The organism is Flavobacterium sp., assembly GCF_043722275.1.
In the GTDB taxonomy this organism is placed as follows: domain Bacteria; phylum Bacteroidota; class Bacteroidia; order Flavobacteriales; family Flavobacteriaceae; genus Flavobacterium.
This window is the reverse complement of record NZ_JAYSPC010000189.1, coordinates 1-12,591: the sequence shown is the minus strand read 5'-3', so window position 1 is coordinate 12,591 and position 12,591 is coordinate 1. Positions and strand designations below refer to the sequence as shown.

Annotated in this window: 8 protein-coding genes; 5 read left to right on the top strand and 3 right to left on the bottom strand. The window is 31.8% G+C overall.

Going from position 1 to position 12,591, the window contains the following annotated elements; all coding sequences use genetic code 11:
* Nucleotides 1-374 precede the first annotated feature (374 nt).
* The 5 genes from ACHZDT_RS21955 to ACHZDT_RS21935 all read left to right on the top strand — a co-directional run bounded on the left by ACHZDT_RS21955 (nt 375) and on the right by ACHZDT_RS21935 (nt 7,487).
* Nucleotides 375-1,181, top strand: a complete 807-nt coding sequence (locus ACHZDT_RS21955) for a hypothetical protein (protein WP_394776836.1) — start codon at nt 375-377, stop codon at nt 1,179-1,181.
* A 136-nt stretch (nt 1,182-1,317) separates the two neighbouring features.
* Nucleotides 1,318-2,007, top strand: coding sequence for a hypothetical protein (locus ACHZDT_RS21950; protein WP_394776835.1), 690 nt, complete (start codon nt 1,318-1,320; stop codon nt 2,005-2,007).
* A 166-nt stretch (nt 2,008-2,173) separates the two neighbouring features.
* Nucleotides 2,174-2,560 (top strand): hypothetical protein, encoded by a 387-nt coding sequence (locus ACHZDT_RS21945; protein ID WP_394776834.1) that lies wholly within the window; start codon nt 2,174-2,176, stop codon nt 2,558-2,560.
* Nucleotides 2,560-3,105: a hypothetical protein gene (locus ACHZDT_RS21940; RefSeq protein ID WP_394776833.1), complete on the top strand. Its 546-nt coding sequence runs from the start codon at nt 2,560-2,562 to the stop codon at nt 3,103-3,105. The genes ACHZDT_RS21945 and ACHZDT_RS21940 overlap by 1 nt, the downstream gene beginning before the upstream one ends.
* 332 nt (nt 3,106-3,437) lie before the next feature.
* Nucleotides 3,438-7,487, top strand: a complete 4,050-nt coding sequence (locus ACHZDT_RS21935; protein WP_394776832.1) for a hypothetical protein — start codon at nt 3,438-3,440, stop codon at nt 7,485-7,487.
* Between the two features lie 302 nt (nt 7,488-7,789).
* On the opposite strand, the gene ACHZDT_RS21930 is transcribed toward ACHZDT_RS21935, so the two are convergent.
* The 3 genes from ACHZDT_RS21930 to ACHZDT_RS21920 form a co-directional block, all read right to left on the bottom strand.
* On the bottom strand, nt 7,790-8,323 hold the full coding sequence (locus tag ACHZDT_RS21930) for a hypothetical protein (protein ID WP_394776831.1): 534 nt from the start codon (nt 8,321-8,323) through the stop codon (nt 7,790-7,792).
* Nucleotides 8,320-11,787, bottom strand: coding sequence for a DUF6443 domain-containing protein (locus ACHZDT_RS21925; protein WP_394776830.1), 3,468 nt, complete (start codon nt 11,785-11,787; stop codon nt 8,320-8,322). Before ACHZDT_RS21925 ends, ACHZDT_RS21930 begins: the two co-directional genes overlap by 4 nt.
* Before the next feature lie 57 nt (nt 11,788-11,844).
* Nucleotides 11,845-12,591: DUF5977 domain-containing protein (locus tag ACHZDT_RS21920; protein ID WP_394776829.1), on the bottom strand; the 747-nt coding region annotated here is incomplete at its 5' end.

Below are 12,591 nucleotides of genomic sequence, written 5' to 3'. Positions count from 1 at the left end.
AATTGATCTCTTTCACAAGAATAGGGTGCTCACTTTGAACCGGAATCAATTGCTCTCTTTTACCGGAATGGGGTGCTCACTTTTACCAGAATTTGCAATAATAATACAGTGTTTAACTAAAATGATGATTTCTGGTAACCTGATAAAAGACAGCTCTACAAATTATTATTTAAAGAAGATTTGGATAAAATAATTTCAAATTCATGACCTTAGAAATTAATATTTTGAAATAAGTGTAAGTTTTTTCTATATTAGCCTTGGAGCTATTATCTTATCTTATTACACAAACAAACCTAAATTAGGTGAATTGTATTTTGTTTTAGGCTGGTAAATATATCATTAAGAACGAAAGAAATAACGAGAAAAAATTATAAATGGATCATTGGAAAAAACAAGGCATTGAAAATTTTTTAATAGAAATTGAAAAATATTACGAGGATTGCTCTGCCGATTATTTCTCAGGAATGTCAATTGTCGACAAATTAAATAAAGAGGAAAGTAAATATTTGAATGAAGTTTTAGATTTACCGAAAATTGTTGGAGCAAGTTCTAAATACATTTTAAATGAGACTTTGAAAGATAAAAGCAAAAACAAATTCGCTTATTTCTTATTACGTTCAAAGAATATAGAATTAGAAGTTAATAATCTCGACGATTCTAAGAAAACAGTTTTTATAAGACTTGCTGAAAACTATATTTCTGAAAAAAACGGATTTTTAATTTATTCAATAAATGAGCTTTTTGGAAGAAATTATAAAATCAAAGAGGAGGATGTTGTTTTCATAAATAAAATTTATAAACAATTAAAAAGCCAAAGCGAACAAGAGAGATGGTATTTTCTAAGATTCGCAGTAATATTAAATGATACAGAAAAATTTAAGTTAATTTATCAAAAGCAGCGTGAGATGTTTGTGATTCTTTCTCTCAAGCTTCAAAAACCCATACATTTTAATTTTCCAAATTTACTTGGGGTTTTAAATAACGCGATTCAACATTATAGAGAAAGCGGTGATATAATTTTACATGCAATGAATATTTATAAACAATCCGATTTAATTAGACAGCTTGACGCCAGGAAGGGGAATTTTAATAGAAAACTACAGGAATACCATCAAAATAAGCCATTTCAAGATAAAGAGTTTGAAGAAGTTGTTAAATTAGTATTTCCAGAATTAAAATAGTTATTGTTAACATAAAGGCTTATTGCAATTACACATTTTTGTAAGTGGAGGAATGAATCTTTTTGTGTTGTTAAGATTGTTCAGTTCCTATTCAGCAACTTACGCCAGGGTATCGTTAAAAACTAATTAGAAAGAAATGTCAACAATACAAAGACCTAAGAAGCAAAAGTTATTTTCCTATGTTTTGCGATTTGATGATGGAGCAGCACCAAATCCATTTTGGGGAACTTGTACATTAGCAATTTGTAAACCTGACATTAGGAGAACTGCTAATATTGATGATTGGATAATAGGAACTGGTTCAAAAAATTCAAAGTTAAAAGATGGAAACACATATGATCTTTCTCATTCCGTTGTTTATGCAATGAAAGTAACAGAAAAATTATCTCTTGAAGATTATGATAAATTCTGTAGAAAAAGTTTAGTAAAAAAAATACCCAAATGGTTTAGCAAAGATTACCGTTTAAGAGTTTCAGATTGCATTTATGACTATTCGGAATCTACAGAACCGAAATTAAGAAAGAGTGTTCATAATTCGGATAACATAATAAGAGATTTAGGAGGAAAGTCAGTTTTGCTTTCTAATCATTTTTTCTATTTTGGAGAAGAAGCAAGAACACTTCCGCAAGAATTGAAATATATAATTCGTCGCGGACAAAAACATCTAGTTTTTGATGATGTTGAAACAATAAATAAATTTGAGAATTGGATTTCAAAATACACAAAAAATAAAATTTATGCTGAACCGCAATTAAAGTTTGAATTCGAAATTTCCTCTTCAGATGAACAAATTGCAAAATGTTCGGTAAGACATCTTGAAGAATAAATAGTTTACACAGCTTTAAAGAGTTAGGTTGATTTCTCCCATGGATGTTGCAGCTGTTTAAAGAAAAATTTCTCTTGACAGAGAAAACTCCAATCGCTTGCCTAAGTAAATGAGATTTGTAAAGGGGCCAATTGGCAACAATAATTTTCCACATAATTTACACAAAATGAGAACTATAAAATTTGATAGCAAAGAACAGAATGTTTTACAAGAGATTATTTTACTTGGCAATTCACAATATGATAATGACTTTCCGGAAATTTCAAAATTAATACTAAGTAAAATCAGAATTGAAATTTTTCATTTCCCTAAAAAAGAAATACAAGTTTTAAGAAGTTATTGTGCCAATTGGATGAACAACAATGATGAGCTGATTGATAAATTACGCAAAAAGTATTTAGACAAAAACAATATTGATTATGAGAATATTTCAGAAGTAGAAATAGAATCAATGCAAAAAATTAATATCGTTCTCTCGATAAAATCAAAACTATTTTCGAAGAATTATATAACGTTCAAAAATGTTTTAGACAAAATTAATAAAGAATTATAATGGAATTTGATATCACAAATATTGATTTAAGAACTTTAACAAGGGCATTAATTGCTTATGCGGAACCTAAGGGAATAGGTAAACAAGAATACTCCTTCAGAAAAGAGAGAAAAGATTTGGTAGACAGTATTTCTGATGAAGAATTAGAGTTAGAAATTTACGGATTTGAAAGTTTAACAGAAGGAGTATATAGACTCTTTGATTATTATAAAGGGCAGCCAATAAAGCTTGATTTGAGAAAAAAACCGAATGGCAGAATTACAGCAAATTCAACTGGCTATGATACAAGAAACGGTAAACATCTTTTTTTAGAAGTTTTGCTAGACTTTTTCTCGCATGATGAAATTAGAATTATACGAAAAGGTTACGGTCATTTTGATGATTTTAATTTCCCGAAAAATGCAGAGCGAGATGAAATAGACTTATTTATCTTAAATAAATTGATTAAGACAAGTATTAAAGGGCTAGATGAATTTGGTAGATTTTGGACAATTGATATTAATAGTACTGGATACAAATCTGCTTTAGAAAGATTTTATAACTAATTAAAATTAATGCCAAACATAAGTATTCAACTATTTGTAATATGTTAGGGATTATGATTAAACGAAAATAGTTGTTCCATAATTACAACTAAAGGTGCGATAACGTTAAATTAGATTTTAAGGATGAATTAACAGGACAAGTCAAAATCAAAATTCTGCGAGATTTACAAAGCTTATTAAAGATAAAAACATCTAAACCATTAATTATAGGTATTTAGATGTCTGTCTTTATGATACGATCTATTTTATTAATAAATAAAATCCTCTCTAACATAATTGATCAATTTGCAATTAGGATAAAGATTAAACAATAATAATATCATTTTTTTAATATGTCAGCAATTGCAGCTTTAAAAGGTTATAGAACCCAGTTTTTATATTCATTACATTTCATTCTGTCAAATATGACGGACAATCTTATATTTCGCTTAGAAGGAGAAGAAGATTTAGATATTTTAAATGCTAATGGACAACTTTTATATGCCATTCAATTAAAAAATCTAGGAAGAAGAATTACACTATCAGATATTTTATCTGATAAAAAAACTTCATTTATAAAAAGATTCTTGGATAATTATACTGATGCAATTCCTATACTTGTTTCCTATGGTGAAATAAGTAGTGATCTTAAAAAGTGGGCGGGGCAAAATAATAGTATTGACGGAAAAGAAAAAAATCTTTTAAAGAAATATAAGTTGACCATTGAAAATTGGAAGTTAGTTAAGAGTAAAACTCAATTTCAGGAAGTTAATGAAGAGGAAATTGCCGAGGGTGTCGAAAAAATGATGAAGGACAATTTCCCCCTTATTGACCCATTACCAACAATTGGTTTTCTATTAAATTGGCTACAGTTCATTGCTGAGAAACAACAACCTATCACCTCAAATGATTTTTTCAATAAGGTTGAAGATTTTGCAAAATATTTAACGGAAAGAATTGCGATAAGCGAGCAATATGGATTAGTATTAAAACCATTACATAAAGTTTCAATCGAGAATTTAAATCATGAATTATTAGAAAAAGAATTTTACAATGCTACTTTAACAAGGTATGAACATATTTTACTTGGGCTTGATATAAATAGAGATAAACTACTGGGTATAATTAATGAAGAAATAAATAAAAATAATACTATTGTAATAAAAGGAGCATCTGGACAAGGAAAGACAGCCCTCTTATATAGTTATGTACATCGACATATCAATAATTGGCTTTGCTTTGAGTTAAATATTCAGCAAGATCCAATCAGTACTCAAAAATCGATTCAGTCTATTGCATCAATAAGTAAAAATTTAGACATTCCAACAGTTTTTATAATTAATGTAAATCCAAACACAACGGATTGGTTACAAATAATTAAAGAATCTGCACACCTTAATCACATAAAGTTTTTGATAGCAATCAGAAACGAAGACTGGTATAGAGCTTCTGCAATCGGCATCGAATTTGAGCATAAGGAAATTGATTTAATACTCTCAAAAGAAGAAGCGGAAATCATTTACTCAAGATTGCATGAAAGAAATAATATCAGTCATTTCGCAGATTTTGAAGAAGCTTGGATTCAACTAGGTAACAATACCCCATTATTAGAATTTGTATACTCCCTTACTCAAGGAGATTCTTTACATAATAAACTAAAGCAACAGGTTAGGCAAATTTTAAATGAAAGCGGATTAAGCAACAATCAACAGATTGAATTTTTAAGAATAGTTACTCTTGCAGATTCTTTCGGTGCTAAAATTGATCTTTCAAAACTGGACTCCGATATTGATTATCAGTTTATAATTGAAAAGCTTTCAAACGAATACCTGGTTAAAAAATCATCTGACAGAAAATATATACAAGGACTGCATATCGTTCGTTCACAAAAATTGGTTGAAATACTTTTTGATGAGTTCGCCAACAGCAAAGAAGAATATGGCTACAAATGCATTCCTTTATTAGCAGAACAAGATTTGTATTTATTTCTTTTGCAATTGATGTATCTCGAAATCTTTAAGCCTGACCAATTTATTTCAGATATAAATAATAAAATTTCTGTGAATAACTGGCCAATATATACATCTATACTAAAAGCCTTTATATGGGCTGGCTCTCGTGATTATGTTGAAGGCAATCGGCAGGTATTAGATGAGTGCAGATCAGTTTTTGGCGGAGCCTGGACGATGTTTACAGACTTTTTGTTTGGCAGCAATTATGATAGAAGCGGGTTACTTGACTTGTTCAAAGTGCATGAAGAGCGTAGACTAAAAATAGATGATATAAATAAAAGGTTGATCCCTAAGCAAAATGTTTTCAACTTAGCATCCGATGTCATAAATAAACTTCCTTTTCCCAAAGAAGTACCTGTTACAGAAATTGAATGGAAATCTTTTGGGGAAAGTTTGTTTTGGTTAAAGAATATTGATAATAAGAAGGAAAAGATACCATTATTTACAGACCATGAATTTGAGACCGCGTTTAAATTACTGGATAGTAAGAATTTATCAAAATTAATGCTAGGAATGTATTCATATTCACCGGAATTAGATGCGATAAGAAAAAAATATACCAATTATTTTGTTGACCGGATAAAAATCGATTTTGATGTTATTCATCTGTCTTTGGAAGGTGAAGAAGTGGATTTACATTACATTATAAATATTCTAACGGGTGACAGTGAAAGATCGACAAATGATTTTGTTGTCAATATTTTGAATATAATAAGATCTGCTCTTCCGGATAAAAAACAATTCAATTCTCAAGGTTATGGCCACAGATTGCAAACAATTTCTGTCGACCATGATTCCACGCATAAAACTATGCCTATTGAGAATATGCCCCTAGAGGAATGGGTAGGAATAAACTCAAGTATTGTCAAACTCTATGAATATAACAATAGGCCAACGGACTGGAACGATTACTGCCAAGCATTAAATCAGTGGGAGATTCTAATCAAAGAGAAAATTAATGAAGTTAACAGTTCGTTTAATCAGTTGTTTAAAGGAAGTAAAACATACGCCCCTATGATTCCTGTTATGCAGAATGTTCTCTTTAACAAATCTGAAATTATTAAAGAACCACAATCAATTACTGACCCTTTAGGGATATATGGAGGAAAGAAAAATGATTCAAATACTGAAAATGAAAGAGAGCAACTAAAAAAAAGTTTAGAGTCAAAGTATGAGAAATTCTTTAAAAGCTTTTCTGACTTTAAAACCAGTATCGAGAGTTTTATAGATCAGTCAGCCCAAACAGTGACATCAAGGATTAAATTAACAACTGATGAAGCGCATGTACACGATGAAAACATAGAGCGTGTGTCCCAAATTAATTTGTACGATGCGATTCAAAGACTCAAGGAATATAATTACCAATATAAAAACACGTTAACCAATATAGATGTAAATCACACTAGCCAAATTGACTTTAATACTTTATTGACTACGGCATCCTATTGGAAAGATTTTTTGAATAACAGTACTAAAGCAGACCATTCATATAAACGAATACTAAAACTTAAAGAAGATTTTGAGAGTAAAATTGTTAAAGAATTTAAGCTTATCTCTAAATCTAACTCCTTTACTATTAAATATATTAACAATACTCTAAATGAAGAAAAACCAATAATAGTCATTGATGGCATAAGTCCTTTTTGGTCACTACTAGGTATGAAAACAGCTTATGATATTATCCATGAAGTAATCAACAAGCCAGAATATACAAGTCTAAAATACCTAATGCTGAAATTATGGTTTTCCAGAATTTATTTTATTAAGACTACAGATAGTAAAATTGTCGATAAGAACTGGAATGAAATAAGGCTGTATACTATTATGGATAACTCATATGAAAATTTAAACATTGTTGGCTTTGGCCCTCAAGTGATAGATCATAAAATTCTTGAAAATCTTAAAATTGACAGCTGGGCTAAGATGTATCCTGAATTTAATGAGATCAGTAAAGCTTCGGAAAATTATGCTAGATTAGTACTTTTAGTTGACCATCTTAACGATTTAAGATTGCTTGATAAAATTAAATTAAAAGAGTTAGATCAGAAGAGGGTACAGCAGCACTTTGAAAATGTCAATTTAGAATTACAGCAATCTTTTCAAAATGTCCTAGATTCATTAGTAATGTGGCTAAATATGTTTCCATTCGATGAAACAACTTATATTAATAATGAAGAAGAGCAAGAGTATTTTAAAGCTATAATAAATATAAAAGATAATATATTTCCCGAACCCAAAGGAGATGAAGAGGATTATCAAGTTTTAATTAATTTAGAGATTATATCTAAATGGAGTGAAAGATTAAAAATATGTAGCGAAAGTTGGGGGATATTTTTAATCTTATTGCATGGTAAGTATATCAATAAATATAAAAATATTTCTTTAAATTGATATGAGCTACAGCAGAAATCATAACAAGGCTGTATTCGCTGATTATAGAATATATTCTTTACGATATTTCAGCCACTATTTGTGTTCAGCAGAAAAAAGACTCTATTAATTTTTACAATACCAGTTGTTATTATTCAAACAACTAAGAGATTTTGCAAGGTAAAAGAAGACATTGAACAACATACTTAAATTATCACAGCGACTTTTTGAACTCTGCAAAAAAAAGCAAAAACCACTCCATAAAGAAGTGGTTTCATTATAATTTAAGTAGAAACTACTTGCATACTAATAGATCATAGATGTTAGTCTAAATACTTGAAACTCTTAACCAAAGTGAGATACCTTTCGAAATTTTCTCGCTTAATATTGTATAACAGAATAGTCGTTTTACCATCTGAGTATATTTGAGACTTTCTATTTGAAATTTCCAATTTTAAATCATCCTCATCATACTTTCTTTTGTTCCAATAAGAGCTTAGTTTACTAAAAATTTCATTATCATCAGTTTCTTTTAATATCCAACTGCCAACAGTACCTGTATTTTTGAATCCTGAATTAATATAGATTATCTCTTTGTCTGAATATTCGAAATAAAATTCATTATTTGAACTCTGCCAATTTTTAATTTTCTTAGGAAGATCTATTTTAAAATGAGTGGGATAGTATACTTCTTTGTCAGCTGTTGAATTGACTTTTGATTTATAAATGAATTCATTATAGTTTTGCATATAATTGAAATCCATATAATCGGTGTTTATATTCTTACCACCATCTAAATATGTACTGCAAGAACAGATAGTTATCACGGTTATTAGAGTTAAAAAGATTTTTTTCATGGAGTATTAATTTTTTTAATTGCGCTTTGTAAATCAGAAAACTCTATAGTAATGATCGGGTTACTTTGAGTATCATAAAATCCTGCTGTAGGGGTATATTTTACTTCTGGAGTACCTCCAATTTGTCCCGTAGGTAAAGGTTGAATCTCTTCTTTATATCCTAAAACAACAGAAGGTTCAGTATATCCTCTATTATTTGAAGGTTTGACGTCTTCAGCAGACCCTTGTGGTAATCCATAACTAGTGATATTTCCGGAAGAATCAAATGTATTTGGATGCAAATGTACATCCGATGTTGCAGTACTTCCTTTTGAATCTAAATCAGCCTTAGCATCTTTCCATTGAGCATTACTAACTTCTCCAGCTTTTGTTCCTGTAACTACCTTTGATTCCCCGTTTGTACCTCGTACAAAACCTTGTTCCGTCTGAGTTTTATCCCCGGCCGCAAAATCGTAAATTCCTTTCATTTTAGTGCTCTCTGAATTTGAAAAAGCACTAACAACGTGACCTTTTTCAATCGCACTATTTACATCTGCTTCTTTTTTGCTGGTAGTCAAAACCATTTTTTTAGCATTGCTTCCATCTTCGACATGCTTCACCAGTTTACCTCTGAGATTGTAAAAATCTGTTTGAGGACTCATTCCATCAGGGTCAGTCCATATGACTGGATTATTAAAAGCATAATTATATGGGCTAAATCTTCGCATCTGTTCAGCTTTTGGGTCAATGTTCATCCATCGACCCAAAGCAGGATCATAATTACGTGCGCCATAGTCGTAAACCCCAAGCCCCAGTTCGTCTTGGAGCTCCTTGCCGTTGTACTTATACTTCTGAGCTTCTTTATTCCCAAGTCCTACAATTTGCGAATTATATCCTTCGTGTCTTAAACCAAATGGGTAATAATTATTTTCTTCAATAATTTCAAGTACTTGGGTTTGTGGGTTTTTCGCATAACTTACCCGTACATTTCCTAAGTGATCCTTATACTGAAATACATACGAAATTAATCCGTTAGCATTTTTTACATAACCTTCCGCTGTCGGAAAGAATTGTAATTCATTGTTTTTGTACTGGAAGCCCTTTAAATAATTGGTGTTGGTTATCGCCCCTGCCTGTGTTACAATTTTCTCTACTTTTTGACCTCCTGCGTTGTAAATATACTCAATAGTGCCATTTGTACCAAATGTAATTTTTTTGGGCAAATTAAGGTGATTGTATTTTATATCAGTAATATTTTTGTTTTTGTCACTGGTCATATTTCCGTTAGCATCGTAACCAAAGTCATCACCATTTTTATTGCCGTCAATAAAACCTTTGCTATTATTTCCGGCAGGACTATCCGTAACTTTTGTTAACTGATTTGAATTTTCATTTAAATAATCATAGGTCAAATCATCTATTTTAAAAACGATAGAAGGCGCATCAGAATCTCCATATCTTTGTAATAATTTAATATTACCATTCTTGTCATAACTTAAACTTTCGTTGTAGGCTCCAGATACTGGAATTGCATCACCGGGTTTTCCATAAATAGCATTTGTTAATCTATTAAGATCATCGTATTGATAGCCATAGGAACGCATTGCATAATCAGATGCTGTTTTCCAGAAAGTCTCTGCTATATTACCATTATATAAGGCATCAACAGATGAATTTCCCGGCTGATTGTTATAATTAATTTTAAAGGCAAATAAATCAACAGGATCTGTATCAATTTGCAAGTTCTCTGTATTATTAATTCCTGTAAGCCAACCTCTAATATTATAGCTATAATCAACTTTTTGCCTTTGATTTCCTCCGGTGTTGCCAACGTTTTTACTTTCTAACTGCCCTAATGCATCATAGCTGTTTGATGCTAAAAGCTGAATTGTTCCTCCATTGATTTGATGTGTATGAGTAAGCAAACGATCTTGTGGTGAATAGGTAAATTCTTCCCTTACCGTTAACTCATTATCTCCATAGCTACGTTTATGTTTGGTAATCGTATAAAGCACTTTTCCTGAAAAGTCCAGCTTAGTATCTGTATTGGTATATCCTCCTAAATGATTTTGAGTTTGGGTGCGAATAGGTCTGGCTTTTATATCATCATAAACTATATTGGCAATTTCTCCCATTGCAATAGAAGATGTTGTAAGTACCCTGATACAAGTTCCGGTAAGTAACCCTTTTGTATTGATTAAAACCTTTTGATCTTCAACAGTAGTTGGTCGCGATGACCCCAGCGGAAAGTCATAATCATCGTAATAGTTAATGGTTAAAATTTTGAAATTAGTTGGTGCAATTACATTACTGTAATTTACAGGAACTCCATCTATAGTAGTACCTGATGTTTGTTTAGTTTCAAATAAAACTGCTGCTGCATTTTGGACATCCTGCAATGATTTTCGTGCCGGTGAATTTGACGATTGGGCGCTCCAGCCGGTATAAATAGGCCGGCCAAAAGCATCGTATTTTGTAATGAGCCAGCCCTCAGTATTTTCATCTTTAAAAGGCGAAAATGCAGGACCTGTTGCTACAGGGCGGTCCAGTTTATCATAAACAATAAATTCCCATTGTTTTCCGGGTAATTTTTTCTCTACAAGTCGGTTACGGTCATCATATTTATATTGATAACACAAACCGTTTAATTTATCAAGATCAATAGCTCCGGTGACTTTTGGCGGAATGACATAGGTCAGGTTGCCGTAAATATCATATAAATAGTAGGTATCGTGCCTTTCGCCAGAATTATAAGTTCGTTTAAGTACTACCTGTCCTTCCTTATTTTTAAACTCAACTATAGCTCCAGAAGATTCGCTTGGGCTTGCACCGGAATTCTCATCATAGGTTACGGTTTTGTACAATTCATTTTCGGCATAGTTTCCTTCTTCAGGATAACCAATTTCATACAAACCCTGACCTGGTTGCCAGCTTGTAGTGACCCTATATAATTTTACGGCATCACCAGAAGTATTGGTCTGGTAATCGAATTTTATTTCATGACCACTCCCCATAGCCCAGGGATTTCCCGGAGCGGCTTGTTTTAAAACCCTGTTTAATGGTGATGCTTCAAACTGCTTTTGCGAAAAAGCATTGGCAGTATTATCATATTTAGGTTTATTGTAAAATCCTGTTGCAGCATTTATTGCTTCTGTGGGATCTATTCTGGAATAAGTAGTACCTCCATTAGCAAGGGTATAAGGCAGGTATTCTTTTTGCTGTCTGCCAAATCCATCATAATCCATAGGAGTTATAATATCCTGACCGTCGCCTCCCTGATTTATGGCAATACTTTGAATTGGACGACCCAATCCGTCAAAGTAAGTCACATTTTGGCTCATCTCATCTTTGGTCAGCGTATTAAAATTAGCGGACTGAACCGCTTTTTTTGGTACAGATGTATAAATAAAGTTATCATCGCTAAAAGTTTGGGCTGTAACGGCCGAACCTGCAAATAAAACTAATAGTACTATATATTTTTTCATCAGTTTTTGAATTAAAAAAAATGATTATTTTTGGTTTATTATTATTATTTTACAATTTTAATTTTCCTCTTCTCCTGGTCTCAAACAATATCCATTTTCATTAGCATAATTTTGTCCATTTGTTCCATTATCTACTAGTGCTTTATAAGTTGCATCATCCTGTGATATATTAGAGAAGTATTTTCCATATGGAACATAATAATAGACTGTCGATCCCCTCGTTAAGTCAGGACAATTATCTTTAGTATGCTGGAAATTTAGCTCAGGACTATAATAAGTACAAATTCCGTTCGCATTGGCATATGCCTGACCATAATTATTAACGGCAGATTGAGCAAGCGCATCTACAGCTGCCTGTGAGGATGTTAATGAATAAGTCCCAGTTGCGACTGTATAGATTACTGTAGCACCAGTACCACCTACACAGTTATTTCTAGTAAACGTTCCACTTTTGGCCACACTGTAAAAAGTACATTTTGCATTCGCATTATTATTGGCAAAGGTTTGACCATTATTGTTTACATCTGTCTGAGCCTTAGAATCTGCATCTGCCTGAGAAACACCAGAATAGTACATTCCTTCATAAACTGTATACCAGACACTTGCTGGAACGGCCCCAGCCGGGCAGTCATTACGGGTAAACAAAACGCTTTTGGCCGCATTTTTGAAAATACATCTTGCATTTGCATCATCATTTGCGAAGGTTTGCCCGTTATTATTTATATCTGTCTGAGCCTGAGAATCTGCGTGCGCCTGTGAAACTGTTGAGCTGTATCTTCCTGCAGGAACTGTATACCAAGCATT

Coding starts and splice junctions, on each gene's coding strand:
- ACHZDT_RS21945 (WP_394776834.1), top strand. CDS start 2,174: ATGAGAACTATAAAATTTGATAGCAAAGAACAGAATGTTTTACAAGAG.
- ACHZDT_RS21935 (WP_394776832.1), top strand. CDS start 3,438: ATGTCAGCAATTGCAGCTTTAAAAGGTTATAGAACCCAGTTTTTATAT.
- ACHZDT_RS21955 (WP_394776836.1), top strand. CDS start 375: ATGGATCATTGGAAAAAACAAGGCATTGAAAATTTTTTAATAGAAATT.
- ACHZDT_RS21950 (WP_394776835.1), top strand. CDS start 1,318: ATGTCAACAATACAAAGACCTAAGAAGCAAAAGTTATTTTCCTATGTT.
- ACHZDT_RS21930 (WP_394776831.1), bottom strand. CDS start 8,323: ATGAAAAAAATCTTTTTAACTCTAATAACCGTGATAACTATCTGTTCT.
- ACHZDT_RS21940 (WP_394776833.1), top strand. CDS start 2,560: ATGGAATTTGATATCACAAATATTGATTTAAGAACTTTAACAAGGGCA.
- ACHZDT_RS21925 (WP_394776830.1), bottom strand. CDS start 11,787: ATGAAAAAATATATAGTACTATTAGTTTTATTTGCAGGTTCGGCCGTT.